At 59.2% G+C, this 25,239-nt stretch carries 24 protein-coding genes, 1 pseudogene and 1 other annotated feature; of the genes and pseudogenes, 10 read left to right on the top strand and 15 right to left on the bottom strand.

Features of this window, described 5'->3' with window-relative positions; translation table 11 throughout:
* Position 1: 1 nt before the first annotated feature.
* From HY019_RS03185 to HY019_RS03165, 5 genes are all read right to left on the bottom strand, one after another.
* The gene (locus HY019_RS03185) at positions 2-1,783 is read right to left on the bottom strand and encodes a 3'-5' exonuclease (protein ID WP_290689147.1); all 1,782 of its coding nucleotides are present in this window, start codon (positions 1,781-1,783) and stop codon (positions 2-4) included.
* Positions 1,784-2,112: 329 nt separating this feature from the next.
* A complete protein-coding gene (locus HY019_RS03180) occupies positions 2,113-2,991 on the bottom strand; it encodes a plasmid partitioning protein RepB C-terminal domain-containing protein (RefSeq protein ID WP_290688289.1) in 879 nt (292 codons plus the stop codon).
* Positions 2,988-3,899 (bottom strand): plasmid partitioning protein RepB C-terminal domain-containing protein, encoded by a 912-nt coding sequence (locus HY019_RS03175; protein WP_290688287.1) that lies wholly within the window; start codon positions 3,897-3,899, stop codon positions 2,988-2,990. Before HY019_RS03175 ends, HY019_RS03180 begins: the two co-directional genes overlap by 4 nt.
* Positions 3,896-5,461: a recombinase family protein gene (locus HY019_RS03170; RefSeq protein WP_290688286.1), complete on the bottom strand. Its 1,566-nt coding sequence runs from the start codon at positions 5,459-5,461 to the stop codon at positions 3,896-3,898. Before HY019_RS03170 ends, HY019_RS03175 begins: the two co-directional genes overlap by 4 nt.
* A 175-nt stretch (positions 5,462-5,636) precedes the next feature.
* Complete coding sequence (locus HY019_RS03165; RefSeq protein WP_290688285.1) at positions 5,637-6,062, bottom strand: hypothetical protein; 426 nt, start codon at positions 6,060-6,062, stop codon at positions 5,637-5,639.
* Positions 6,063-6,202: 140 nt separating this feature from the next.
* Between HY019_RS03165 and HY019_RS03160 the strand changes: the two genes are divergently transcribed.
* Positions 6,203-6,586, top strand: a complete 384-nt coding sequence (locus tag HY019_RS03160) for a hypothetical protein (protein WP_290688283.1) — start codon at positions 6,203-6,205, stop codon at positions 6,584-6,586.
* 166 nt (positions 6,587-6,752) lie between these two features.
* Here the strand turns inward: HY019_RS03160 and HY019_RS03155 are convergent, their stop codons facing one another.
* Positions 6,753-8,171, bottom strand: a complete 1,419-nt coding sequence (locus HY019_RS03155; RefSeq protein ID WP_290688281.1) for a hypothetical protein — start codon at positions 8,169-8,171, stop codon at positions 6,753-6,755.
* 217 nt (positions 8,172-8,388) lie between these two features.
* Between HY019_RS03155 and HY019_RS03150 the strand changes: the two genes are divergently transcribed.
* Positions 8,389-8,649, top strand: coding sequence for a helix-turn-helix transcriptional regulator (locus HY019_RS03150; RefSeq protein WP_290688279.1), 261 nt, complete (start codon positions 8,389-8,391; stop codon positions 8,647-8,649).
* A 125-nt stretch (positions 8,650-8,774) separates the two neighbouring features.
* Positions 8,775-9,017, top strand: a complete 243-nt coding sequence (locus HY019_RS03145; protein ID WP_290688277.1) for a hypothetical protein — start codon at positions 8,775-8,777, stop codon at positions 9,015-9,017.
* An 89-nt stretch (positions 9,018-9,106) separates the two neighbouring features.
* Here the strand turns inward: HY019_RS03145 and HY019_RS03140 are convergent, their stop codons facing one another.
* Positions 9,107-9,892: a hypothetical protein gene (locus HY019_RS03140; RefSeq protein WP_290688275.1), complete on the bottom strand. Its 786-nt coding sequence runs from the start codon at positions 9,890-9,892 to the stop codon at positions 9,107-9,109.
* A 53-nt stretch (positions 9,893-9,945) separates the two neighbouring features.
* Between HY019_RS03140 and HY019_RS03135 the strand changes: the two genes are divergently transcribed.
* A protein-coding gene (locus HY019_RS03135) for an IS3 family transposase (RefSeq protein WP_290688273.1) occupies positions 9,946-11,174 on the top strand; the annotation gives its coding sequence in 2 pieces (ribosomal slippage) (positions 9,946-10,234 and positions 10,234-11,174; 1,230 coding nt in all).
* Positions 10,224-10,340, top strand: a sequence feature (AL1L pseudoknot). (Overlaps the previous gene by 117 nt.)
* Before the next feature lie 36 nt (positions 11,175-11,210).
* Here HY019_RS03135 and HY019_RS03130 read toward each other — a convergent pair.
* From HY019_RS03130 to HY019_RS03120, 3 genes are all read right to left on the bottom strand, one after another.
* Positions 11,211-11,549 (bottom strand): hypothetical protein, encoded by a 339-nt coding sequence (locus HY019_RS03130; protein ID WP_290688271.1) that lies wholly within the window; start codon positions 11,547-11,549, stop codon positions 11,211-11,213.
* A 308-nt stretch (positions 11,550-11,857) separates the two neighbouring features.
* Positions 11,858-12,736 (bottom strand): DUF3293 domain-containing protein, encoded by an 879-nt coding sequence (locus HY019_RS03125; protein WP_290688269.1) that lies wholly within the window; start codon positions 12,734-12,736, stop codon positions 11,858-11,860.
* A 5-nt stretch (positions 12,737-12,741) separates the two neighbouring features.
* Positions 12,742-13,884 (bottom strand): hypothetical protein, encoded by a 1,143-nt coding sequence (locus tag HY019_RS03120; RefSeq protein ID WP_290688267.1) that lies wholly within the window; start codon positions 13,882-13,884, stop codon positions 12,742-12,744.
* A 764-nt stretch (positions 13,885-14,648) separates the two neighbouring features.
* Here HY019_RS03120 and HY019_RS03115 point away from each other — a divergent pair.
* Entirely contained in the window at positions 14,649-15,674 is a 1,026-nt protein-coding gene (locus tag HY019_RS03115) for a hypothetical protein (RefSeq protein WP_290688266.1), read from the top strand.
* Positions 15,675-15,886: 212 nt separating this feature from the next.
* On the opposite strand, the gene HY019_RS21515 is transcribed toward HY019_RS03115, so the two are convergent.
* Both HY019_RS21515 and HY019_RS21510 read right to left on the bottom strand, forming a co-directional pair.
* Positions 15,887-16,363 carry a helix-turn-helix domain-containing protein gene (locus tag HY019_RS21515; RefSeq protein ID WP_363302362.1) on the bottom strand — a complete coding sequence of 159 codons (477 nt, stop codon included), beginning with the start codon at positions 16,361-16,363 and terminating at the stop codon, positions 15,887-15,889.
* Between the two features lie 122 nt (positions 16,364-16,485).
* Positions 16,486-16,761, bottom strand: coding sequence for a helix-turn-helix domain-containing protein (locus HY019_RS21510; RefSeq protein ID WP_363302178.1), 276 nt, complete (start codon positions 16,759-16,761; stop codon positions 16,486-16,488).
* Positions 16,762-17,281: 520 nt separating this feature from the next.
* On the opposite strand from HY019_RS21510, the pseudogene HY019_RS03110 reads away from it, so the two are divergent.
* From HY019_RS03110 to HY019_RS03090, 5 genes and pseudogenes are all read left to right on the top strand, one after another.
* A pseudogene (locus HY019_RS03110) lies at positions 17,282-17,536 on the top strand (PAAR domain-containing protein); the annotation flags it as partial.
* A 283-nt stretch (positions 17,537-17,819) separates the two neighbouring features.
* On the top strand, positions 17,820-18,497 hold the full coding sequence (locus HY019_RS03105; protein ID WP_290688265.1) for a hypothetical protein: 678 nt from the start codon (positions 17,820-17,822) through the stop codon (positions 18,495-18,497).
* On the top strand, positions 18,494-18,805 hold the full coding sequence (locus HY019_RS03100; RefSeq protein WP_290688264.1) for a hypothetical protein: 312 nt from the start codon (positions 18,494-18,496) through the stop codon (positions 18,803-18,805). The genes HY019_RS03105 and HY019_RS03100 overlap by 4 nt, the downstream gene beginning before the upstream one ends.
* Positions 18,806-18,878: 73 nt before the next feature.
* Positions 18,879-19,307 carry a hypothetical protein gene (locus HY019_RS03095; RefSeq protein ID WP_290688263.1) on the top strand — a complete coding sequence of 143 codons (429 nt, stop codon included), beginning with the start codon at positions 18,879-18,881 and terminating at the stop codon, positions 19,305-19,307.
* 335 nt (positions 19,308-19,642) lie between these two features.
* Positions 19,643-21,760: a TonB-dependent receptor gene (locus tag HY019_RS03090; protein WP_290688261.1), complete on the top strand. Its 2,118-nt coding sequence runs from the start codon at positions 19,643-19,645 to the stop codon at positions 21,758-21,760.
* A 16-nt stretch (positions 21,761-21,776) separates the two neighbouring features.
* Here the strand turns inward: HY019_RS03090 and HY019_RS03085 are convergent, their stop codons facing one another.
* Genes HY019_RS03085 through HY019_RS03075 form a run of 3 tightly spaced genes read right to left on the bottom strand, consistent with a single transcriptional unit; the run spans position 21,777 to position 25,236 of the window.
* Entirely contained in the window at positions 21,777-22,583 is an 807-nt protein-coding gene (locus HY019_RS03085) for a citrate/2-methylcitrate synthase (RefSeq protein WP_290688260.1), read from the bottom strand.
* On the bottom strand, positions 22,580-23,404 hold the full coding sequence (locus tag HY019_RS03080; RefSeq protein WP_290688259.1) for a citryl-CoA lyase: 825 nt from the start codon (positions 23,402-23,404) through the stop codon (positions 22,580-22,582). The genes HY019_RS03085 and HY019_RS03080 overlap by 4 nt, the downstream gene beginning before the upstream one ends.
* On the bottom strand, positions 23,401-25,236 hold the full coding sequence (locus tag HY019_RS03075) for a thiamine pyrophosphate-binding protein (protein WP_290688258.1): 1,836 nt from the start codon (positions 25,234-25,236) through the stop codon (positions 23,401-23,403). Before HY019_RS03075 ends, HY019_RS03080 begins: the two co-directional genes overlap by 4 nt.
* Between the last annotated feature and the right edge of the window lie 3 nt (positions 25,237-25,239).

Genomic DNA, 25,239 nt, shown 5'->3' with positions numbered 1-25,239 from the left:
TTCACACTGACACAGTATCAAATCTCCGGCCAAATCCACCATCCCCACTGATGGTCAGCACCAGGCGCTCCGTCGCCCGTGTCGCAGCAACGTAGAACAGACGAGCCTCGTCTTTCTCATCTTCACCTGGCATTGGCATGGCCCCAACGCCAGGTATGGCAACGACGGGAAACTCTAGCCCCTTGCTCACCTTCATCGTCATGACCTTGATTGCATCTTGCGCTGGCCTGAAGTCGCCTGACCGCTTGCGTACTTGGTGAGGAAGCCTCCGGTGCGACAGCGCCCTGGAGCAAGCATCCATCACCGAATAGTCGCGGCACAAGATGGCCATGTCTCCCCAGGCGCGGCCCCCGCTGTGGTGCTCATCGGCCAGCAGGTCAGCAATCCGCTCAGCCTCGTCACGCAGGCTCGGCAGCTTCATGATCAGTGGTGCAGTGCCTTCACGACCATAGCTGATGGGCCTGACGATGGGGATGCCATCATCGTCCTTGTCCTCAGGCGAAAGCAGATCAGCAGCGATCAGGCTGGCGGTCTGCAAGATCTGCTTGGTGTTGCGGTAGTTGATCTTCAGGATCGTTGTGCGGCCTTGCGCCTGGATGCCAACGCTCTTGAAGCTGAACTGCCGCGTGCGGTTGCGCTCATAGATGCTCTGGGCATCGTCATAGAGCAACAGCAGGCTGTTGGTGCTTGGGTCGACCATTTGTGTGACCAACTTCAGCCATTCAGGTCGGAAGTCGTGGCCTTCATCGATCAAGATGGCTTGGTATTGGCCCGATGGGATCTGGTTGCGCTCCACTGCGCGGATGACGCTGTCCACCATCTGGTCGAACATGTCTTTGCCTTGCGCTGGCAATGGTTGGCCATAGGCCTTCAACTGGTGCCAGCACCACTTGTGAAAGTTCCTGGCGTGCACGCGGTCGGCAATGCCTTTGGCAGTGAAGGTGGCGTCCAGCTTGACGGCGAGCGGCTCGTTGAAGCACAGCACCAGGATTGGCTTGGTGGAGGCGGTCTGAGCTTTGGCGAGGTACTCGGCGCGGTAACCCAGGATCATGGTTTTGCCTGAGCCTGCCACGCCATGGATGACCCGGTGGCCGTCGCCCAGGCTGCGTGCGAGCTGCTCCTGCTGCAGGTCCATCACCTGCATGACGTCGGGCAGGTCGGCCTCCGCATCGCCGTCGTCGAACAACGTACCCTGGCTGTGTACCCGCACCTCTGGGAACATGATCCAACGCACACGGTCCAACTGCGGCAGCGACATCGCCCCGCCGAAGGCGTGGGGGAACATGTCCCACAGCCGTTGCTGAAAAGCCTCTTCCTCAACCGACTCCAGCATCTCGTCGGAGCAGATCACCAAATGGGGCTCGATGGCCTGGTCAAGTCCAGCCGCTTCGAACTGTTTGCGCGTGATGCGCGTCAGCACCACGCCATGTCCCCACGGGAACGCAAGCTTGCCGGTGTGAGGGCCGCTCCCTTGAATGAGTTGCTTGTCCCGCTCCAGTGCATTGACAACCTGGATGGCGCAGTGACGTGCTTGCGCCAGCGGGTTGATCACCACCTTGTGATTGCCGTCGGGGATGATTTCCCAATACTGGCGGGTTGCACGCTGGATGGTGTCCAGCCGCCAGTCTTTGGTCTCCAGGATGAGGAGGCCGCGCCTAGGATGGAGGATGACGAAATCAGGGTGGGATTGCTTGGGGCCGACTGGGACGTCGTACCACATCAGGTAGTCGTCATCCAGCTTCTGCTCCAGCCGCTCGGCCAGACGCTTTTCCCCGGACGTCATGCGTGAAACGCAGCTTCCAAGAGCAGGAATCAATACCGCCACGTACAAGCCCCCATTTTGATGGCATCGGTTCACCCTTTTGCGGGTGTTATGACGGAGTCTAAATCGGGGAATGGATTCCAGGCGGTCGAATGTTGCCTCGGGGCTGTCGGAGTGCCGCACTGCCTCGATAGACCGGCTTCACCAGTTCCGGACAAAAGCGGAGGAGGGTGGGCACTTCAGCTTGCTCATTGAACATGCGCAATTGACATGATCAATGAGCAATGGTCGGATGTGCATGTTCAATGTGACTGGCACCGATGGCCGAGGCCATTCGGCCAAGTGGCCGTCTACTCCAACGACTCCGTGGCCACAATGGCGACGAACTGCTCCAGAACATCTGCAGCACGTTGCCGAAGGTACTTGGCGACCTGGGCGTTCTCCAGCAGTTTCTTCAAGTAGCCCCGCACCAGCATCAGGCTCAGCACATCCTCGCCATAGGTCTGTTCAGCCAGCCGGTACAGGGCCTGGACGCTGCCCATCTCGCGCTCCATTCGCGCCAATTGCTCTTGGTTGGCTGGCGTCACTTTCTTGGGCACTTTTGGGTCCACCAGCATGGTGGCCGGTGTAGTGGCCAGCAGCGCCGTTGCATAGATGACCGACAGGTTGTTGGCCGACACCATCAATTCAGCGCACTCCACCTGGCGCAGCGGTTTCATCTTGCGCAGTACACGGCTAAGCTCCGCAGAGAACTGCCGGTCCTTGAGGATCTCGGCCACCTCGGGGCATATGCCCTCAAGTAAGTTGAACTTCTTGTTGATCTGGCTGATGTCCACACTCAAGGCATTTGCCAGTCGCTCGGCTGACACGCCGTTGTCAATGGCCCGGCGAATCATGAAGTGCTCTTGCACGGTCGACAGGCGGTTGACCCGGTTGTTGTATGTGTAGGCCTCATCGTCGGTGGCAATCAAGCAAGCCACTTCCGTTCTGCCCAGTTCGACCAATGCGATCAGGCGGACATGACCATCGAGCAAGACATGCTGGCCAGACACAGGATCGACCGGGGTGACGATCAGGGGCTCTATCAGGCCGATCTCCACAATTGACGATCGGATCTGCTTGAACTTGGCGCTCGCAGCCAAGGTCCCTGAAGGCTTGTGAGAAGGCAGAATCTTGTCAATGGCCACCATCATCGGTGAAGGCAAGAAGCCCATGGTGACGCTGGTCACTTGGATCTCCCAGACGATCGAACGCGGTCGGCCAGATATTTGGGCATGCTCTCCAGACCCTCGGCACGCAAGAGGTTCACGAAGTTCTCATCTGCGAGCAGTTCGGCAAACGCGCTGGTTACAAACAGCAGCCGCTGCTGGGCAAACTCAGATTTCTTGACCAGCAGCTTCTGCCGTTCCACCTCCATCTGGTAAGTGCGAACCAGGCTAGAAGAGGTGACCTTGTCACGTGCATGCGTGCGGATCCTGTTTCGACTGGACGACCTTCCAAGTGCCTTGCGCTTTTCGATGACGCGTCGCGCATCCAACAGTCGCTTGCCCTTGAGCGCCCCGGACTCATATGCATCCTGCAATGCTGTCTGTATGGCGGCGTCATCGTCTTTGGCGCCAACGATTGCCAGCGCGGCATTCAAGGGAATGGTCCCCATCTCAACGGCAACGATCAGGCGCTCTTCACCGTTTTGCAGCAAGGTCACCATGCCCAGGACATACTTGAGGGTCAAGCCGGTCTTGGCCGCAATGTCCTTGGCGGTGTAGCCCTTCTTGCTCAGTTGATTGATGCTCGCCAACAGCTCCAATGGCCGGCCCTGCCGTCTGGCGATGTTCTCGGCCAAACTCATGATGAACGCGTCTTCATCGGTGACGTGTGCGACGACGGCTGGGATCAAGTCAGCGCCAAGCGCCCGCACCGCCTTGAGCCGCCCCTCGCCGCAGATCAGCAAAAAATATTCTGAGCCATCTTCACGCTGACGCGGTGTCACGGTGACGGGCTTCTTCAGGCCGATGGTCTTGATGTTCTTGCTGATCTCGGCAAACACCCGGTTGTTGCGGTCACGCGGGTTCATCACCTCGATCAGATCGACCGGGATCATGCGTATTTCCGGCGGTATCTGGCTGGCAGCACTCATGCCACCAACCTCAGCCGAACCCGCGCGGCCATGCTGTGCAGATAGTCCAGCGAGTCAAACCGGTAGCTTTCGAACTCGATGGGATTTCGATCGGCCAGGCTGATGTGCGGCCGGCAGATGTCCAGTCGGGGCAGCAGGAAGTAGTCGAGGATCTGCTCATTGCCTGGTGCAAGTCGAACGACCACGGAGACGTCAGGCAGAAGGCTGGTATCGAGCCTGATCTTCCATCTGCTGTGACCATTGAGCAGTTGATTGCAGCGCGCCAGTACCAGCGATACGCTGAACTCCTGGTTGACCCAAAGAACGTCAGTTGCCGCGTCACGAACGACCGTGCCACCGACCTCTGCAATCCGCGATTCGGTTTGGGTCACGATCTCAGGGTGCATGCGCCGCAGCAGGCGATTGACCTCCAGGTAGCGGTAGTCCCTGTCAGGCGTGAAGCCGACAATCTGGTAAGCCCGCACGAGGCTGCCGAACCGATGGACATAGACGGATGCCGAGGGCATGCCCTCCGATTCGTCAATCATCAAGCCAGAGAGAAAGCCCCGGCTTTGATACAGGCCACGCAGCCGCTCGATCAATTCATCGTCGCTATAGCGCCTCGCGCGGGCGCGGATGATGCCCTGCGCCGTATAGAAGGTCTCGGGCGAGACAATGGGCTCGAAAGCACCGTCCTTGCGGATCCACATGTCTGGCGTGTTCACAACGCGCAACTTTTTGAGCTTGAACGACACGTGGTTGAAGACGTTGTTGCCGATGTACTTCTCGTTGGTCAGCACTTCGTGCACCGTGGCACGCGTCCACTGTCGATCAAGGTCAGTGCGGATCTCCATCCTGTTCAGCCGCGAGGCAATCTCGGACTCCATCAGTCCGTGCTCAATGAACCAGCGGTAGATGTCTTGGACAACTTCGATCTCTGATGGCGGGCCAGGCCTGAGGATCACGCGATCAGTTTGCAGGCTCTTGTGTTCGCCACGTGTCAGTTCGGCCTTGATGGTCCCCTTGACGTCAATCAGCGTCCGGCGAAGGCCATAACCTGCGGGGCCACCTTGTCGATAGCCCAGCTCGATCAGGCGGCATTGACCGGCGAACACTTTGGCCGACAGCTCACGGCTGTACTCACCAGCCATGGCGCGTTTGACACCTTTGACGATGGTCGACACGGGTGAGCCATCGTTTTCAAACTGCTCGGCACAGTAGATGACCCGGATGCCTGCACGTTTGCATATGTACTCGTAGTAAGCGCTTTCGTCGGCATCCTGGAATCGTCCCCAACGGCTGACGTCGTACACCAGCACCACTTCAAAGTCGGCATGGCCTGATTCAACTTCTTTGATCAACCGCTGCAGTGATTGGCGGCCATCAATGCGCAGGCCACTTTTGCCTTCATCGGCGAATGTTCTGACGATCTCGAACCCACGCTGCCGAGCGTAATCACGGATCTTGTCGCCCTGGTTTTCTGTTGAGTACTGCTGGTGTTCTGTGGACATCCGGACGTACTCCGCCGCGCGTCTGCGCGGTGTCAACGTTGGGTCGTCAGTTGGAGTTGCGCCGGTGTCCATGTTGCATTCATCCCCTAGAGACAGCGCCGGTGGCTGAGCCAGTTCTCAGCCGGTCGCGGGGCCAGCGGGCGCTCGAATCGATGCTCGCGGTAGGCATGTAGAAATTAGCAGCAACGCGCCAAAACACCTAACGAGTCTTCTTTTGCAACGCAGGCCGATCTACCTGCCATGTCCGCTAAGCCGTTGAAATCAAGGTGATTTCTGCCATCCACACGTCCATCTTTGCAACGTCATCGTCAGACATCAAAGTCAGTCGGTAGGTGCCAGATTTGAGAGGTGACGTGCCGATTGACGCGTCCATCTTTGCAACGGGCTCAGGTGACTTTTCAGCGCGTCTGGCCCGCTGTTGTGTACGGTTTTGCTCAACATATTCGGGGTGCGCCTCCCGGTACTGACGCCAATAGTCAGGATGGCGTGCCAGCCATGCCTTGTGCGCCTGGACCTGATCAGCGCGATAGTCGGGATCCTCGCGGCGCTTTTCACGTTGCCAAAGCCTGCGGCGCTCCTTCTGGCATGGGGCGTTGCTGCAATAGCTTTGCTGGGGGCTCTGTGCACGAGCGGTGAATGTCTTGCCACAGGCAATGCAACGATTGAGCCCCATATGACACCCTCCCGGTCATGTGCACATCCCTGCCGTGCCCCAATAACAGTGCAGTGATGGGTATTGGCATCACTGGACTTTTTCAGTTGCTGGGCTGCTAAGGTTGTACTTTGATGTGGCCTTGACCATGGGAGCGATGGATGCCTTGTTACACCGCTTGGAATGAATGCCTGGAGCCAGGAACGGCTGAGTACGCGCGCGCGGAGGATGTGGTGCGCGCGAAGTTGCAGGCCATCAAGCACATCATTGATTACTACTATGCCGTGAACGAATTTCCATTGCCCAGCCTGCCTGAGGGTGTCCATGTGGACCCCCTCAGGCAGCCGAAATCAAGCAAAGAGGGGCAGATCCGACAAGCGATTTGCCACCACTTTGCTTGCGACGAGGTCAGCGTCTCTGCGCTCTACGACGCATGTTCCCTGCTCGACGAAAATCGTCCAGAGGATCTGGCATACCTGGCAGTGATGCTGCCATCTGCGTCCCTTCTCAGGGAGCACCCTGGGAAGTTCCGCACGGTGTATTGATGTGACGGGATGGATCAGGTTGAGCAGACGCTAGCTACCGCGTCCAGCCCCGTCACGCAAGGCTTGCTGCTGCGTCTGCTGTAGCGTTCATCGACTTTGTGTCTGAGACGTTTCGTGAAAGAGAAGCCTCAAGCCAGGAGCCGAACATTCAGAGTGGTTCTAAGCGCTAGTTCGCAACCCTCACGACGGCCATCGTGGTGCCAGTTGCGTTCGTTGCAGGCCCATAGTCCAGAAGTGCCATGATGCGACCGTCAGGCCCCCTGACCATGGCCGCACAGGTCTCGGCAAATCCGTTGGCGCGAGGCAGTGAGCCCGTGCCATTGCTTCCGAAAGACCCGATTGCAGTTCCGTTCACGTCGGTCAGGCTGACCAGCACTTGCAGTGGTGCTGCCTGCGTCTGCGTGCTGGCTTCCTCGGTGTTGTTCGTCCAGTTCTGGCATGTCAGCACTTGGCCTGCTAAGGTCAACGCCACCGATGTCGCGTAGTTTGTCGACATGTTCCGCCCTTCGGGACCTGCCGTCCAGATCTTGATTCCGTTAGGGCCCATGCGCGTATCGGGTGCACCTGTCAGGTTCACCTTCATCCAATAGGCATCCACTCCGATCACCGTGCCCGTGATCACGCCAGGCTGAGTCAGGCCAACCTGGATGGCTGAGCCATCAGGCAGCAGGACCATGTCTTTGGGCAGGCCAACGAGGTTGCTGCCTGGGTTCTGGATCTGGAAGCCTCTGTCACCGAAGGACGTGTCTAACTGCCCCGTGGATGTGAACTGCGCAAAGCCGGGTAGCTGTCCGACCTGGCTGCTGTACGTGAAAGCAGCAGCGACGATGATCTTGCCGCTGGGCCGGATGCGTATGGCGCCAGGCTTCGGCGATCCATTGTCAGCAGGGGCCACAGAGGCGTAGCCCGAGGTGCCGAAGCTGGTGTCCACATCCCCGCTGGGCAGGAAGCGCGCCACCAAGAGCCTTCCACTCAATGTGTTTCCTACCGTGGCCACGATCGATCCGTCTGATGCCACGTCGAAATCATTGAGCGCGCTGGTGATCTCTGTGGCCGTGGGGGTGGGCATGTTGGCCTTGCCGACGTTGCCCCATGAGGTGTCCTGTGTGCAGTCGGCCTTGAACATCCAGATGCTGGCCACGCCCAGCAGCCCCCCCACGGCGTAACGCCCATCGGGCATGACGCGGACCTTGTAGGGGTTCGCAGGTCCGCCAGTGGTCCAGGAGACCCAGCCGCTGTCGCCGCAGGTGGTGTCTGGTGTGCCATCGGCATTGAGGCGCAGCAGCCAGGCCTCGCGGGTTGCGCTTGTGCGGTTGCCGACGATGACGATGCGCCCGAAGCTGTCCGTCGTCATGTGGATGGGGTTGAAGGCCCCCAGGTATGCCCGCGCCGGCAGCCCGGTGGAGAACACGCGGTAGCCCGTGTCACCGAAACTGGTGTCCAGCGCAGAAGGGTAGTCGTAGCGCCCCAGTCCGGTGTTGCTCGACGACCCACCACCCCCGCCACCACAGGCAGTGATGACCAGGGATGTGGCCGAGATGAGGGCGATCTTCAATGAGCTGATCAGGCGGCGATGGAAAAGCATGGCACGTGGTTTCTAAGGTGGGATGTCAAAGCGGAGCCACGGCCAGCGCTCCTGATTTCCAGGTTTGTTTGTGGTGGTGATTCAAACTCAGGGTGACGTTGCGTCCCCCATCACCATCAAAATAGCCGTTATCATTTTAACAATGTTAACGATAGTTGGCATAATTGCAAGTATTGGAGGTGGTTTGACGTCTCAATAATCGGGATCCTTGTGGTCCATGAAAGACACGTCACAAGCTGGCACCGCCAGAGAGGTTTTTGCTCGCAACGTGCGCAAGCTGCGTCGGCTGCAAGAGCTGTCGCAAGAGGCTTTGGCGCTGGAGGCGGGCATGAGCCGCACCTATGTCAGCGAGATTGAGAAAGGGGACCGTAACGTGTCGATCGACAACATGGGCGCACTTGCCGATGCCTTGGGTGTGCCCCTCAAGGACCTTGTTGATCCAGAGTATTTCAACGACCTCACCGCCAAATCCAAGTAACTCGGAGACGGGAGTATTTGAAATACTCGACCGTATTTCCGTGACGACCGTTGCTAGGTAACGAAGACATCCTGTCTCGTTATTGATGGACCAGCTTTGCCCGCTTTGGGCAGAAAGGCGTCACGATGACATCCGAATTCTGGAAGAACGATCCCAAGGACCACTACCGAATCTTCAAAGACAAGCGGGGGCGGGCAGTGGTGAAGGTGGTGACACCATCCGGCGTGGTGGCCCTGATCAGCACGGACATCCCGGTGACGACGATCCGGGCGCTGAAGGAGCGGATCAAGGGGCGAATGCTTCTGAGGGAACAGGACGCCGCCGATCCCGTGCTCGGCGTCCCTCCTGATGACTCGGGCAACGACTGAAAGAAGAGGGTAGGGCAAGGCTGTGTGGGATGGCGCGAAGCCTCATGTTGGGGCCTCGCTGTACCCACTGGCTTTGCCCGTGAATCGGCTCAGGTCACAACCTGAGCCGCCATGAGTTCCTTCGCCATCTGTTTGGCCTCAGCCAACTGGCTGCGTGTCAGTTGCGGCAGATCGAGGCCTTCCTCTCCGTCCACAAAGAATGGGCCACCGAAGTCACTGTCATAGAACGCGCCATGATTCGCACCGCCCTCGTGACGTGCAGCAAGGGTCGATTTGGTCAAGTCGTGTCGGTGCTTCAGCGCAATGTGTTGCCAAGCCCAAGCCGCTACGACCTGGCCCCCCTCCAGTGCCCGCTCAGCGAGTTCACGCAAAAGGTAGGTGTCCCCTGCGATGGCCAGTTGCTGCATGGCCTCCACATCGCCTTCGCTGGCCAACGCTTCCAATGCTTCAAGGTCGTGCTGTCCCGCGATCCTGAGCCATTTGTGACGCGCTGAGGCATCGGGTGCCACTCGCGCCATGTGCTTGGCATCAACCGGGCCCGACAGCCTGTCTGCCAGTTCAAAGAAGCTGGGGTCTTCAAAAGCCTCTGCGTACTCTAAGGCGGCTGCTCGGACGCCACCTTGGGCGGCAGCCTTCAGGTGAGCTTGGTACAGCGGGTAGTGCTGCGCCTGAACAAGGTACTCCTCGACCCACTTTGTCTCCAGGGCCGTGAGCTGGCGCCCTTTGAGCGACTCCTCATACAGGTAGGGGTTAGGACGCTTGCAACGGTAAAGCGCGGCCAGGCGGTGATGTGCGTGCGCATCTCCAGCCGTGGCAGCAGCGCTCAGTTGGGAGATGAACAGCGAAGACTGGGGCAAGCCGGCCGGCAGGCGCAACCCTGAACCGGCCCGGGAATTGTGGAGGCTCCAACCTTTGAGAAGATGGAGCCATGAACAAGTCGAACAAGTTCTCACCTGAAGTCCGCGAGCGCGCGGTGCGCCTGGTGCTGGAGCACCGCGGGGAGTACCCCTCGCTGTGGCTGGCGATCGAGTCGATTGCTCCGAAGATCGGTTGCGTGCCGCAGACGTTGCTGACCTGGGTCAAGCGCCATGAGATCGACAGCGGCGTTCGCGAAGGCGTGACGACGTCCGAAGCGCAGCGGGTCAAGGAACTCGAGCGTGAGGTCAAGGAACTGCGCCGTGCCAATGAGATCCTGAAGGTGGCAAGCGCGTTTTTCGCCCAGGCGGAGCTCGACCGCCGATTCAAGTCCTGAGGACGCTGATCGACGAGCACCGGGATACGTTCGGGGTCGAGCCGATCTGCAAGGTTCTGCAGATTTCCCCGTCCGGATATCGCCGGCATGCGGCGCTTCAGCGCGAACCGCACAGGCGCTGTGCGCGAGCCCGGAGCGACGATGTTTTGGCGCCCGAGATCCAACGAGTCTGGCGGGCCAACATGCAGGTCTATGGCGCCGAGAAGGTCTGGCGGCAGTTGACTCGCGAGGGGACGGCCGCAGCGCGGTGTACGGTCGAGCGGCTGATGAAGCGCCTTGGGCTGCGCGGCGTCATCCGAGGCAAAGTCGTGCTCACCACGATCAGCGATCGCAAGGCGCCGTGTCCGCTCGACAAGGTCAACCGGCAGTTCAAGGCAGAGCGGCCGAACCAGCTCTGGGTCTCGGACTTCACCTACGTCTCGACCTGGCAGGGCTGGCAGTACGTGGCCTTCGTCGTCGATGTCTACGCTAGGCGCATCGTGGGCTGGCGCGTCAGCAGCTCAATGACGACAGACTTCGTTCTCGACGCGCTTGAGCAGGCCCTGTACGCACGACAGCCCGAACGCAATCGCAGTCTGGTGGTGCATTCCGACCGCGGGTCGCAATACGTTTCGATTCGGTACTCCGAGCGATTGGCCGAGGCCGGTGTCGAGCCGTCCGTCGGCAGCAAGGGCGACAGTTACGACAACGCCTTGGCCGAGACTATCAACGGGCTCTACAAGGCCGAATTGATCCACCGCCGGGCCCCCTGGAAGACCAAGGAATCCTTGGAACTCGCGACGCTCGAATGGGTGTCCTGGTTCAACCACCACAGACTGCTGGAGCCCATCGGGCACATACCGCCTGCCGAGGCTGAGGCAAACTACTACCGGCATCTCGCCGAGCAGGTCGGGGTCGCGGCCTGACTTAAACCAACTGGCCTCCACGAAACCCGGGCCGGTTCACCCTGCGAGCCGAAGCCGGTCAAATGCTGCCTTCTCAACCTTGCCGAGCCGCGCTGCTTGCACAGCACTCAGAACGAGGGAGCCGAGTTGTGGCGCAGAACCGTGTTCCAGCCCCAATTGAAGCGCCCTGGCCGCCACCAAGGTGGGGGTGCTTTCCGGGCGCTCGCCAACTGCGCCATCTGGGCTGTCGGTGAGCCAGTACTGGGTACTGAACGAAGCCCAGGTGCTTTGCCCGAAAGTTGAGGCCAGCAGTTCGTAGGTGTGAGTGGATTTGAGTGCGAAGCCGGCGACTTTGGCCTGCTCGCGGATGAGGTGCACGATGTTGGAAACAGTCATGGTCTTTCTTTCGTTGAAGCCCTGTCTCGCTGGGAGGAATGCACGCGTTTAAGCACCCTGCGAGGAGTGGGCGAAAGAAAGCCGACCGATGTGGTGCAGCAGTTCAATGATGAGAAAACCTTGTTTTACTCGCGTGCAAGTAGGGCGGGTGCCGGCAGCCATTGTAAATGGTTACCAGTGCGACCCAATCCCCCTCGCTACGTGAGAATCAGCTGCCAACGGCGTTGGTCTTTGGCAAAAGTGGGCCGTCAACGACGGCGTCACCCGAGAACACGATTGGGGTGGTCTGAAGTATTGGTAAAGCGGCTTCACATCAGGAGAACCAGGTGGGGCACAGCGTCAGTGCCACACCACAGCAAGGCGTTCTGCTGAAATCGCATACCGAGTCGTTTGGTGGCATCCAACGGCAAGTCCAAGGCCAGTACGCTGGGCTCAGGCGGCCAGTTGTTGGAGGGGTGCTGACCCTGCCCACGTAAGAACTTCACTTCATGCTGGCGTAGTGTCGTCAGCAACTGATCTTGTCGGCCCGAGTTTTCTTCGGCGCTTGACACTTCGGAGTACGGGTTGAATGCGGTGACGAAGGCCGCGCCCTGAGCACCAGTGTCGTTGAGCAGTTGTTGCAGTGGCTCAGAAGGTTGGCCTACACGCAGAACGAAAGGCATGATCACCCCGAATTCAGGCGACACAGCCACTCGATATTCAGTCTCCAGATATGCCTGAACCAGCGGCAAGGGCAAAGCAGTTGGACGGTCAATCAGGATGAAGTTTGAAACGGGTTGCATGGGGGGTGTGAAGGGTAAGGGCGATGAGAAGTGAGGGTGTGACTTGCTCAGCGCGGCATGCACGGATACCCGTGCGATGTTGTCCCAGTGTTGGTTGTCAGAGGCTTCTATTCGGCGTTTGACGTCTGCCAGCAGGGAAATCAGCCGTGATGGTGCCTGCCTAAACAGGGGCTTGATCGAATTGATGAATTCGTCGACTTCCTCCACGGGGATCATGACCATTGAGCAGCCACCTGGCCAAGAAGTGGGCGGGAAACGCATGTTTCCGCTTGGGGTGCGAACGGTGACTTCCTCGTTGGAAAGGCTGACCACGGGCCACCAGAAGTCCACGCTGACTGTTTCGCCACAGATTGACAGCATGTACTGAAGGTCCCCCAGGTCGAGGTTGCTGCTTGAGTTGGCCATGATGCTCAGGACTTGGAGTGTTGTACCAAGTCGAGCGCAGCTTCCAGAACGCCGACTGGCACAGGCGCGCCGATGCAATTTTGTTTCGGCTTGATTCGGGCGGGAAGAGGCTGTCCTTCATCAGGATGATTCGACTCCAGGTGCACACGCCAGTCCCCTTGGCCGGTGTGGGTGATGAGCAGCTTCTCATCGGCGCGATGAGCTTGCCAAAACTCGCTCTCGTGACCACCATCGAGCCATGTTGACGCCCGCATGGCCGAATGCTGCCAGCCCTTGTCCGCGAGACGCTTTAAGACCTGGTCGTGCTCATGACGAGCGTGTACATTGAATCGTTGGATCCAGTCGGCTGGGCTGTCAAGCAACGGTTCGCGATGCAGGCGAAAAACCAGTTGACGTTGCCTGAACTCAAAGGGCAGGGGTACTGGCTCACCTCGCGCCCACTTGTTGGATTTGTTCAGGACCCAATCGTGGGCTTCGCGTCTCTGAAGAACGGATTCAAGCTGATTAGCGGTGGGCTTGGCAATGCAAACCCAGGCGGTGCGGCGCCACGCAGATTGAAGCGCCGCCAGCACCATTCGATCCGTCTCACTTTCAGACTTGGGCGACCGCTCCACTTCAAAGTGATAGGTACGATCCTCATATGACAAAACCAAGTCGGGGATCTTCACCCATTGGTCTTCCTTGTTGCTGCGCCGAATCGTGAAATCTGTTTCAAGCAACTGACCTCCGTAGCGAACCCAGCGGGCTGCGACCATTGCGCAGTTCAGATCGTGCTCGGCTTGAGCCTGTCCACCGACCCGCGCGCCTGTGTCGTACCGAAACTCACAAAAATCGTCTTCAAGCAGTTGCGCCTTCAGGACACCGAGCCCATCGAGTTTGTAGACGATGCCGCGTTGCGCCAGCCGACACGGATCAACGCGACAGTCTTGCAGGATGCGTTGTGCGACAAGTTTATCGATGAACTTTTTGGCGTTCGAAACATCGGAGCCCAATAGTTCAGCAACGACGGTTGACGAAGCGATGTGGCACTTGTGGATGAGCAGCACCGTCTTGGCCACTTTTTCTTCGTGGAGCCGTTTCGCCTCAGCCCCGGCAACCAGGTTTTTGAGCCGAACCTTCATCACGTAATCGATGCGCGGCACAATCATCTTTGCCTCCCAGATCGGCGTAGGCGGCGGTCAAGGGCGCGGCCGCAGGCTGCGCTTGCGAAGCCCTTGACGGCTGCTGAAGCCGAAGACGCTACACAGCGAGGCGGAGCAGAACGCCGGGCGTGCTGCTCCGGTCGAGCCCCAGTCGGGCGGTGCAGCGCTCCCCTCCACAAATGGTGGAGGGGCGGGGGGGAGGCTCGTTTCGATCCAGCCAAATCCTCAAGCCACTGGGGCCTGGTGGGGTTGTCAGGTGGGCTCTCTTTCGAGGGCTTTGTCACCTCATGACCAGAGCCGCACTGGAGGCGATTCCACACTGAGCGAGCAAGGCTCTTGGATGAGACGCAGGAGCTAACGGAAGCTGTTTGCATGGGCTTAGTTTTGTGAGGTCAGCCATCCACGGAACGTCAGTGGCGCTTCATCTGCGTGGTTCTCAAGAGGGGCTTCGTGGACTGCCTGTTGAGCCAATCATCCCGATGCGGGCGCGGTCGGGACAGAAATTTGAGGCGAAGAATCCAGGCAGGAATTTGTTGACTTTGATGCGCATACAGGCAGCGAGCGCGGATTCGCATCGATCGGCCTTATCCCGCCTCCGTGCGGCAGACCGCGCTTCAAGATGCACAAGGAGGAGGCTGGGCGCGGGTGTTCAACCATCGCAATTTATACGGTAGGTGCTTTCGTATCATTCCTCCGGTCAGATGCGCATTGGCATCAAAGGTTCGTGGAGGCACACCACAAATCCTGCGAAATGGTCGAAAAGGACGGAGATGAAAATAGACAAAACAACGAAATTGCTCGAAAGAATCGAACGCATCCAGTCGCGAATGTTCTGTAGTGAACTTTCCCTGGCGTTGATGGGGGCATTACCGAACGATTTTGACATTCGCAAAGCCCGTGAGTTGACTGCTCACCCTGCATCGCCGATCACGACTGAAACAACATTTATGAGTTGGTGGAATGGATCTCAGAAAATTCGAGGTAAAAGCTTGGAGAAGGCTGATCAAGCAGTGCCTGGCATTTCACGCTGGTTCAAGTTCGAGCACATCGGCAATCCAATGCAGCGACATTTGGGTGCCGTATATACTCTTAGCCGTGAATTCGGGGATGAGAAATGGCTCCATCGAAAGCGTAAGCGAATTGAAGATGGGGTTGCTTCAGCTCAAACTATATGGTCAACCTTTTGGGCAATTGATCATTGTCCGCAGAGTGGCCCTTTGTCGATGGATTGGCAATTGCAAAAGCTTGGAAAGAAGCTTGCTGAGCCTTCCTATCGTTACTCAGATGATCTGAGTAGGGTAAGGGCTGAAAGTGGCTTAATCAACGCCTATTCATTTGAGGTTTCGGATGGGGCGCGAGCCAGCTACGCATCTCAGAATGAATCCGGACTTTTTCGATTTCTTCTGAGTTTGATATTTGAGCCGGAAGCAGAGGCGCAGCCATGGTGGCCCATTCTCGTCCTTGATGTTGGCACTGCTGCGGCACATTGCCGAGCGCGGATGAGTATTGATGAGCGCGACCCGTACACAGTTTATGGAGCGCAGGATCTGAATTGGGTTTTCATCATTTCACGCGTGATTTGGGGGGATGAGAGAAAATTCATCGAAATTTTGCTATCCAATGCGGAGTCATTGGAGGAAGGGGTTGGTGTTAAGCACTTTCTCAGGCAACTTCTTGAGTTGCGCAATACGTACCAATCACTGGTGAAGGAATTCGGGGGGAGTTATGATGAAATTTCAATCATTGCGAAAGCAGACACGGATTACGTGACTGACGCGGCGGAACGCAAACGGTAACCACCCCACCCCCATCCCCGCCCCAAGGCGGGGGGCCTCTCCGCCGGCCTGGCTCGGGGTGGGCCAAATGGGCCCACCCCGACGGCAGCGTATCGGAGAACAGTCGGGCGTCAAGGGTTCGCGTTGCCGGGCTTTGCCCGCCCTTGACCCCCGCCAGTTCACCGAAAAGCGAAGGGGTACAAATATTACGTGGCAGCCGAGATAATCAAATCTCACAGTGAAGGGCCGGCTCTGTGTCGGAATGCCACTTCGTAGGTTTCCTCTTGCTCTGTGACTCGTAGGTGCCGGCTGTATTTGATAGTGATTGGTAGGTCGCCCGACTGACAAAAGCTTTTTAGCGAGTTGTCCATGACCTTCTGTAACCGTGGTACGTTTTGCCAAACAACTTGGCCGACAACCTCGCCTGAATGAGCGGAACGCACAAGTAATCGTTCGAGAACAATGTATCGTCGAGTGCGTGGCTTGAAATTACTATTTTGATCAGGATCCGCGATCCATCCATGTGTGGTGAGTAGGTTGAGTGCTCTCACAACGGAGGATCTGCTCAAGCCACTCAGCTTTGCCAATCTGTCTTGCGAAACTGTTGCAATCCCAGTGTTTAGGCTAACGTAACTATTGATGACCACGAACACAGCAAGACCATTTGTCGTGATGAGCTTGATGTCGCCCCTTTGGACTCGCTCGTCCATAATGCGCGACCATGTCGTTCTGATCTCTAGTGGGAGGTCTGGCGGGGTGTCAATATTCGCGTAGAAGCTAATTTGTGACGCAACGTTGCTGTCGGCCTCTTGATCAATATCTTTTATCGAAGTCATGCCAAGCCTCCACTTGTCTGGCGAGGGCGACCTCTACGTTGCAGAATGTCAGGCGTGGACAGTTGCATGGTCACTTGATTATGCGTCTGGGGATCAACCATGTTTTTGATCCATCGCTCATAGCCAGAGACCGGAAACAAGCGACGACCGCCCACCCTTAAGGATGGTGGCAATGTCGGGTCGCCTCTGCTGAGTCTATTGCGAACCGAGCTGGCAGACACGCGCAGCAATTCGGCGATTTCATCGACAGTTAAAAAATCCTTCTGCGTCATCTTGGGTGCCCGCTGTATACATGTGTACATGGATCGACATCGTGGGATGGCAAAGGGCAAAAATCAAAAAAAACCAGTCAGCATTTCCGCTCCTGTTTTTCTTGACAAGTGATTCGGTGCTTGTCGACGCTCCACGCATGTCGGCGGTGGTGCCAGGCCCATCAAGATGGCACTGCGGGGCCCTTAGCTTTCCCACCTTCAAGACATGCGGTGCCTAGCAAATGCTTAAAAGTGGTGCAAAGCTCGGTGGTCGGTTGTCCACCCTCTTTTTTTAGAAATTCTGTTTTTAATGGTGTGTCACCCATGACACACGCCTGAACAGTCATGTGTCGTCGATGACATACGTTGCCATCGCCGATGACACAGGTCTCGATGGATCTTCATTTCTAGGTTGTGGATAACCTTAGCAATTGCGTCGCAGTTGAGTAGACACCTGCTGTTACTTCCGAAGATGCTTCCGAATTCAGCCAGAGCTTTTCCCGCTGCTACATTCCTGCCCAAAGATAAATGGGAGTTTGAAGTGAGGCCTTTCATCGTCCTCGGAGATCGCACTGATCATGGTGGCGTTGTGGTTGGGTCGACCATGACCACCGACACGCATGGCAAACGCTTGGCTCGTGTAGGTGATCAGGTCACCTGCCCGAAGAAAGGGCATGGCACCACGGTCATCGTCACTGGTGATCCGACGATGATCGTTGATGGCTCTCCTGTGGCGCGGCATGGTGACAAATGCGCCTGCGGGGCTACCTTGATCTCCAGCCAGGTGGTCTCAGGTATTAGTGAAGGCCGCGCCGCAAGTGCATCGCCAGGTGGTCATCATGCGCCCCTCGCGCCTCAGCCTGCATCCGCAATGCAGGCTACGTCAGGTGGTCAAGATCATGACTTTGACCAGCAGTTTTACTTGGTCGACGAAGCTTCAGGCTCACCGATTAAGGGCCAGAAGTATCGAATCACCTGGCCAGGTGGAACGACGGAAGGTGTGTCCGATACGGAGGGCTTGACCCAGCGTGTGTCGTGGCATGAGCCTGCAGACGTCAAGATTGAACTGGTGGCGTGACATGACCACTCTGACCGCAACACTGACCCACAAGTCGGACAAGACGCCAGTTCGGGTTCCAGTGCCCAAGAAGCGACTGACCTTTGGGATTTACTACCAGGTCAAGGACCATGCCTTCAAGCGCGCCCTTGAAACAGAGGTGCAAGAGCTGAAGGCCACATCGTCATGGGATCCGGCGCGAGACGTGGTGATCTTGAAAGAGGTTCGGCATGAAGAGGACTTCAAGCGTGTTTGGGCCGAGATCGCCATGGAAGCCAGATCGCAAGGTTTGGAGGTTGCTCGTGGGCTCCTGTTTCTCCATGCCAGCAAGCCAACCGGTGAGAACAGCGGATTCGAGTTCGCCCCCATGGCACCGGGTGCCGACGCCACGCTGAAAAAGGACGAGATGCATGCGCTGACGAAGTTGCCGTGGGCACCGAGCGCCAAGCTCGACCTTCGTGGTTGCAACACTGGCATGGTCGGTGAGCGCCGCTCATGGGCCGTGGCGGAAGTCATGGCCAAAGCTCAAGGGGTGAAGACATCCGGTCAGATGGGGTACTCGTACTTCTCAACGTCAAAGTACCAATACGAAGAAGCATCGCCATCATCGAAGGCGGTGTACCTGTGGGCCTTTCGTCGAAAAAAGAATGACATCCTGGGCGACGGAAGTGCCATGCCCGAGAAAGTGTTCAACCCGTGAAGAAAACCATTGCAGTTCTGTTGCTGATCCCACCCGTCATGATGACGGTGTGGGTGTTGTACCGCGCCTTCTGGGTGCCGGACAACCACATTGGCTTCGAGCCATCGTTGTTCATAGGAGCTGCGGGCTTCTCGGTCATCGCTGCAGCCCTTTCCCAAAGTCGTCTTCGGCTGCTGGCATGCGCAGTGACTCTGGCCACAGTGGTCGTCATTGGCGGGGCCATCCACTTCAATTTGTTGTTGCAGTACGAAGAGTGGATCCGCCTCGGCATGCCCGACAAACCGAGCTGGGCGACGCTCGGGAGATGATGGTGTGCCGGTTCAGTGCGGCGCGCCCCTCTTCGGTGATGCATCAGCCTGCGATGGCTGAGGGGCTGCAGCAATGAAGAAGATCAGCCGGTTCGCCCTCGACATGGAAGCCCTGGCGCAGGATCCTGAAGCCACCCATGCCCCGCTCTTGGTCGATGGTGTTCGGACACCGTACAAGCTGGAAGGTGTCAGCCTGGTCGATCAGTACGAAACGGAAAGTGGCTATCTGATTTTCACGGACTGCGACTGTCCCTATGAAGAGTTGACCTTCGTGACCTTGCTGGACAAGGGATTCAAGCCGTTGCACAGCAAGATGTTGGGCAAGTTCGTCTACGTGTTCCCGTCCCGCACCTTTGCCGTCCAGCGCATCGACATCGACGATGGAGCCTTGGTTGTTCACGGAAGCAGCCCAGAGGAAGGACGCTATCGCGTGGAGGTCGCGGACGTGTGGACGTGGCGTGGTCGGAGGCCGGGAGTGAAGGCCGTGTGGTCGCCGACCTGAGCCGTCTTTGCTCGTGCGCACACCCCTCGCCGCTGGGACAATTTTGGGACACTGACACTTGGATATCGAAGGACAAACAAGTACACTGAAGTACGCTAAGTGATTGTCGTTCTTGGAGTTTTTCTCTAAGTCGTTGATCTGAAAGACCGATTTTTTGCTTTCACACGGCAGGGGTCGCAGGTTCGAACCCTGCACCGCCCACCAGACAAAAGCCTCTTGCGCAAGCAAGGGGCTTTTTTTGCTTTGTCGCGGCCTTGCGTCTCTCAGGTGAACCCGACTTCCAAAATTGCCTGCGGCCACACACAATCTCCCCGTTGTAAAAGTGCTGGAACCGAATGTTTGGCAGTAGCGTTCCCGATTTGCAAGGGCGGTCTTTCCTTGCTTTGACCCGTGTGGCCGTGGGCGTGCTGGCCTTGCTGATGCAGCCCGTTGCACATGCTCAGGCCACAGTGGATGAAGCCGATCTGGCCTTGTCATATGGTGACAAGCCAACCATCAGCATCGCAACGGGGAGCCAGCAGCCCTTGAGGCGCGCACCTGCGGTCGCAACGGTCATCACGGCCGAGGATATCGCCGCCATGGGTGCCAAGGACCTGGACGAGGTGCTTGAATCCGTACCAGGCATCCACGTCAGCCGCAGCGAGCAGGGCTACAGCCCCTTGTATCTGATCCGGGGCGTCAACAGCCAATACAACCCGCAAACCTTGATGTTGCAAAACGGTGTGCCCATGACGACCTTGTTCGTGGGCAATCGCGGTAACGCCTGGTATGGCTTGCCTGTCGACAACATCGCGCGCATCGAGATCATCCGCGGCCCTGGCTCGGCTTTGTATGGGGCGGATGCCTATTCGGGGGTGATCAACATCATCACCAAGACACCAGCCGACATTCAGGGAACCGAATTCGGGGTGCGCGGCGGGACCTTTCATACCCGAAGCGCCTGGGCCCAGCACGGGGGCAAGCTCGGTGCGGTGGACGTGGCCGGCTACCTTGCCGTCGGGCACACGGACGGCTTCAACAACGAGATCGAGTCGGACAAGCAGACGGTGATTGACCGTGTGACTTCAACCCATGCCAGTCTGGCGCCCGGACCTGTGCACATGGGCTACGACGCAGTCGATGGCAGCCTCGATTTGAGTTACGGGCAATGGCGTTGGCGGTCCGGCTACAAGCTGCGCAACAACACACAGGCCGGGCCGGGTGTGCTGGGGGCGCTGGACCCTGTCGGCCGAGGCAAGAGTGAGCGCATCACGTCTGACTTGTCCTGGAACGGCACCGATGTGCTGCCTGACTGGGATGTCGGCGTGACGGGCAGCTACCTGTTCTACACGCAAGAGTACTTCACGCCTTTCCAGTTGCTGCCGCCCGGCGCGCTCGGGTTCACCAACGGCATGTTTGGTGCGCCCAACACCTGGGAGGATCAAGCCAGGCTGTCCGTGGTGGCCGCGTACCGAGGGTTTGACAAACATACAGTGCGCATCGGCATGGGGCACGATGACCTGGATCTGTACCGGACGCAGGAAATCAAGAATTTTTCGATTCAGATCCTGGGGCAGGATGCGGTGCCCGTCCCATTTCTTGATCAAACGCCCGTGGAGGTGCCGCAAGCCGAGTCATTCCTGACTCCGCACCGCCGCATCGTGGACTATGTCTACGTGCAGGATGAGTGGCGTGTGGCGCAAGACTGGGCTTTGACAGGCGGCGTGCGACAGGATCATTACTCGGATTTCGGCAACACGCTCAATCCGCGTGCCGCACTGGTGTGGGACGCGAGTGCGGATCTGACCGCCAAGTTGCTGTATGGCCGCGCGTTTCGCGCGCCATCCTTTACGGAGCTCTACAGCATCAACAACCCGGTCACCCGAGGCAACCCCGACCTGAAGCCCGAAACCATCAGTACGTGGGAGCTTGCCTTTGCCTGGCAGGCCAGACCGGATACCGATGTGAACCTCAGCTTGTTTCACTACACGATGAAGGACATCATCCGAGTGCTCAATCAGGCGTGGAGCAACACGGGCGCGCAAATCGGGCAGGGTTTGGAGCTCGATGTGGCCTGGCAGGTGGCGCGTACGCTGCGTGTTCAAGGCAATTGCGCGCTGCAGCGCTCCACGGACGAGGCCACGCATGCAGATGCAGGCTTTGCGCCGCATCAGCATGTTTTTGGTCGCGTGGACTGGCAGGCCTTCGGGGCCTGGGCGTTGGGCGCGCAGGTCAACTACGTGGCAGACCGCAGGCGTGCAGCAGGCGATACCCGGCCGCAGGTCCCTGACTACACCACGGTGGATCTGAATGTGCGCTCCAGCGTTGGCACGAAGGGTTGGGAGTTGTCGGGCGGCGTGCGCAACGTCTTCAATGCCGATGCACGCGAGCCTGTCGCGGCCAGCGTCTCGATCGCCAACGACCTGCCCTTGCCCAAGCGTACCTTCTTCCTGCAGGCCGTCTATCGCATGTGATCGCTTTGGCCCGGGCTCAGCGTGCGGGCCAATCCCTTGCTGGTGCGCCCTCGTACACCACGTCCACGCAAGGCGTCGGGAAGGTTGCCCCGGGCGGCTTGTCTGCGGCCTCCAGATAGCACGGGTACATGCCGGCCAGGAAAGCGCAGAACAGCTGCATGTTGAACTCCCTGGTCGTCCAGCCAAAGTCCGCCGCAAAGGCCGACAGGAGCGAGCTCAGGTTCATGCGCAAGGGCCGGCCGGTGGACTCGAAATAGCGGTCGATGTCGAAGGCCAGTTTCAGGTATGGGCCATTGGTCAGGCCCAGCTTTTCTGCCAGCCCCAATGTCAGCGGCATGCGCTCGTCACTGGTCGAGATGGGGCGGCCATAACCGGCCAGTCGGCCACCGCTGCGCAAGAAGTTTTCCAGATAGTCCGGCAGCGAGGCGCCCGCATCCAGTGCCTGCTGGGTCTTGAGGAAGAAGTCCAGCGCGCGGAACTCGTTGCCACGGCCAAAGATCGTGGCTTCTGATATCGCCTGCGCGGCGCTGATGGCCAGGTTGGGCGTGCTGCGCGTGCTGCCGGCCAGGGCCGCAACGCGGTTGTTCCACAGGCGGGCATCAGGGTAGCTGCTGTACACCCAGGCCGAACTCATCAGTTGGATCTGCTCGCGTGGCACATGCCGGCCGAAGATGCCGAAGGCGCACAGCGAGAGCCAGTCCAGGTCCTTGAGCTCGCGGTGCAGGTCATGGCCACGGAACACGGCACGGTTGCCAGGGAAGGCCGCGCCCATCTTCGTGCGCAGCACGCCGGCGTGTTCGGCCAGGGTTTGAGGGCCGCTCATGCCGTGGCCTCCTGGTGCTTGTTCAATGGGTCGTCCAGCAGGTCGACCTGGGGGTAGGGGAAGCGTTTGAAGCCATAGTCCGCCTGCTCCAGCGCGTGTGCGGCAGCACCGGGCAATCTCAGCAGCAGAAACAGCATCTCGCCTTGTTGGGCATTGAAGCCCAGATCGGCCAGTGCGGCCGCTGCCACGCCTGTCATGGCCAAAGGCAGGCCGGCAGCTTGTTCCAGCGCCTCGCGTTGCGTCACCATCCAGGGCAGGCGGGGGCCGGGGCTCATGCTGGCCAGCGTGGCCAATGTCTGCTGGACGATGGTGGCCGTGCGCACACCATGCGGGTCAAAACCAGCCGGGTGTTCTATGGCGGGCCAGCCGGCATCGTCCGGGGCGAGCCAGGTGGGCTGGCCTGTTTGTGTGAGGGCCTGGGCCCAGGTGGATTCAGCCGTGTCGCTGCATTGCGCCCAATGGCGCAAACACAGGTAGACATCCCGCGCACCACCGCTTTGCCCGGCACCCACGGCCAGTGCTGCCATCAGGCTGGCGGCGGCCGGCGAGCCGCCCACACCGCCACACATGGCTGCATGAACCATGGGGTCGCGTGGCCCGGGGTTGGCCAGCGCCACGGCCAGCGCGTCCAGCATCGTGGCTTCTGCCCTGGTCGGGGCTTCACCTTTGAACAGCAGCCAGACCATGTCGGCCCAGCGCGCCTGCCCCAGCATCTGGCCATAGACGTCATAACCATGGCAGCGGGCCGTGCGCGTCGCAAAGGCGTTGTCTGGCTCGGCTTCTTCGCGCCAGATGCGCGTGTGCAAAGGCGAGCCGCTCATGCCGAGCCTTCCAGTGTCTGCATGCGCAGGCTCATGGGCGGCACTTCTTCACCATCGATGCGGATGTCCAGCAGGGTGGGGCCGTTGCGCTTCAGGATCTGGGCCATGTCCAGCTTGTTGAAATCCTCCGGGCTTTCGATGACGTGGCCTGGCACGCCCATGGCCTCGGCCATCATCGCGTAGTTCACCGTGGGCAACTCAAAGGCGATGCGCTCGGCACCCGCCAGGCGCTGCCCATGTTTGACCATGCCCAACGCGCTGTCGTTGAGGATCACGAAGATCACCGTGAGGCCCTCTTGTGCGGCCACCGTGATCTCTTGCCCATTCATCAGATAGCTGCCATCGCCAGTGAGGCACACCACCGGGCAGTCCGGCTTGCCGCGCGCCACACCCACGGCGGCGCCGATGGCCCAGCCCATGGGGGCGAAGTCCATTAGCACGCGCAGCCAGCCTGCGTGGTCGTGCCGGCGCTCGCCATGCCAGGCCCGGTTGGCGGCGAGATCCTGTGAACCCCCATAGGGCGGCACCAGGCCCAGCCTGCGGTTGTTGCGCGACTCCAGATAGTGAATGGCCCAGGCCGTGGCATTGCCCGCATCGGCCAGGAAGCGTGTCGTGGGCGGCAAGCGCTTGGACAGCTCCACCATCAGGCGTTGCGGCTTGATCGGCGTGGCATCGCTGTGGATCTTCTCGGGCTCGCGCAGCGTCACGGCATTTTGTTTGGCGTGCTTGAAGTCGGTGGGCGACCAAGGCATGCCCAGGGACTCCTGCTCGATGTGCATCATGTCCAGCAGGCGCTCGAACACCGTGCGGATGCGGCCACGCACATGCTGGCGGGCCATGGGCGAATGGCGCAGGTGCTCGTCCATGGCGTCAATGTGGATCAGCTTGCCGTTGAGCACGCTCTGGCTCCAGGCGCCGCTGGTCCACTCGCCCAGGCTGGTGCCAATGGCCAGGATCAGGTCCACGTTGTCGTTCAAAGCATCCTGGGCGCTGCTGTGGCCTGCAAAGCCGAACACGCCGCGGTACAGCACGTGGTGGGGGTTGATCAGGCCTTTGGCATCTGGCGTGGTGACGAAGTGGGAGTTCGTCATCTCGGCGAAATGGGTGATGGCGTCGATGGCCTCGCCGCAGTCGCCACCAATGATGAGCGCCACCTTGCGTGCTTCCTGCAGTGAGGTGAACAGCGAGCGCACCATGTCCTCGTCAACCAGTGAGGGCTTGCGCAACAGGGTCTGCAGAGACTGTGGCGACAAGCGTTGTTCGACGTCACTGCGCAGCAGATCCAGCGGGATCGACAGGTGCACGGGCCCATGCGGGGGCTGGGAGGCGCGCATCAAGGCCTGGACCAGCTTGGTCTCCAGTTGATCCACGTGCGACACCAGCGTGTTGTAGCGGGTGCAGTGGCCGAACATGCCCACCGTGTTGATGCCGGTGCAGGCCGACTCCTGCAAGGCCCCTTTGCCGAAGACCGGCAAAGAGGGCTGGCCTGTGATGACCAGCATGGGCACCTTGTTGTCATAAGCGCAGGCCACACCGGTGATCAGGTTGGTGGCGCCGGGCCCCGAGGTGGCCACGCACACACCGATCTTGCCGGTCTCACGGGCATAACCGTCGGCCATGAAGGCCGCGCCCGCTTCGTGCCTCGCCACCACGGGGCGCAGGCCGCCGCGCCGCATGCTGACGGCCATGGCGTTATAGAGCGGCTCGATGGCGCCACCCGGGACGCCGAAGACGACATCGACGCCGATGGCCTCCAGATATGAAACGATGAGGGATGCTGCGCCAACCGTAACGGGTGGGGTGGCCAGCGGGACAACTGCGGCGGACTTCACGAT

Origin of the sequence: Aquabacterium sp. (assembly GCF_016195855.1) — a bacterium.
Classification (GTDB): domain Bacteria; phylum Pseudomonadota; class Gammaproteobacteria; order Burkholderiales; family Burkholderiaceae_C; genus Aquabacterium.
This window is presented reverse-complemented; position numbering and strand designations above follow the sequence as displayed.

Coding starts and splice junctions, on each gene's coding strand:
- HY019_RS03185 (WP_290689147.1), bottom strand. CDS start 1,783: ATGACGTCCGGGGAAAAGCGTCTGGCCGAGCGGCTGGAGCAGAAGCTG.
- HY019_RS03175 (WP_290688287.1), bottom strand. CDS start 3,899: ATGAGTGCTGCCAGCCAGATACCGCCGGAAATACGCATGATCCCGGTC.
- HY019_RS03170 (WP_290688286.1), bottom strand. CDS start 5,461: ATGGACACCGGCGCAACTCCAACTGACGACCCAACGTTGACACCGCGC.
- HY019_RS03165 (WP_290688285.1), bottom strand. CDS start 6,062: ATGGGGCTCAATCGTTGCATTGCCTGTGGCAAGACATTCACCGCTCGT.
- HY019_RS03160 (WP_290688283.1), top strand. CDS start 6,203: ATGCCTTGTTACACCGCTTGGAATGAATGCCTGGAGCCAGGAACGGCT.
- HY019_RS03155 (WP_290688281.1), bottom strand. CDS start 8,171: ATGCTTTTCCATCGCCGCCTGATCAGCTCATTGAAGATCGCCCTCATC.
- HY019_RS03150 (WP_290688279.1), top strand. CDS start 8,389: ATGAAAGACACGTCACAAGCTGGCACCGCCAGAGAGGTTTTTGCTCGC.
- HY019_RS03145 (WP_290688277.1), top strand. CDS start 8,775: ATGACATCCGAATTCTGGAAGAACGATCCCAAGGACCACTACCGAATC.
- HY019_RS03130 (WP_290688271.1), bottom strand. CDS start 11,549: ATGACTGTTTCCAACATCGTGCACCTCATCCGCGAGCAGGCCAAAGTC.
- HY019_RS03125 (WP_290688269.1), bottom strand. CDS start 12,736: ATGGCCAACTCAAGCAGCAACCTCGACCTGGGGGACCTTCAGTACATG.
- HY019_RS03120 (WP_290688267.1), bottom strand. CDS start 13,884: ATGATTGTGCCGCGCATCGATTACGTGATGAAGGTTCGGCTCAAAAAC.
- HY019_RS03115 (WP_290688266.1), top strand. CDS start 14,649: ATGAAAATAGACAAAACAACGAAATTGCTCGAAAGAATCGAACGCATC.
- HY019_RS21515 (WP_363302362.1), bottom strand. CDS start 16,363: ATGGACGAGCGAGTCCAAAGGGGCGACATCAAGCTCATCACGACAAAT.
- HY019_RS21510 (WP_363302178.1), bottom strand. CDS start 16,761: ATGACGCAGAAGGATTTTTTAACTGTCGATGAAATCGCCGAATTGCTG.
- HY019_RS03105 (WP_290688265.1), top strand. CDS start 17,820: ATGACCACTCTGACCGCAACACTGACCCACAAGTCGGACAAGACGCCA.
- HY019_RS03095 (WP_290688263.1), top strand. CDS start 18,879: ATGAAGAAGATCAGCCGGTTCGCCCTCGACATGGAAGCCCTGGCGCAG.
- HY019_RS03090 (WP_290688261.1), top strand. CDS start 19,643: ATGTTTGGCAGTAGCGTTCCCGATTTGCAAGGGCGGTCTTTCCTTGCT.
- HY019_RS03085 (WP_290688260.1), bottom strand. CDS start 22,583: ATGAGCGGCCCTCAAACCCTGGCCGAACACGCCGGCGTGCTGCGCACG.
- HY019_RS03080 (WP_290688259.1), bottom strand. CDS start 23,404: ATGAGCGGCTCGCCTTTGCACACGCGCATCTGGCGCGAAGAAGCCGAG.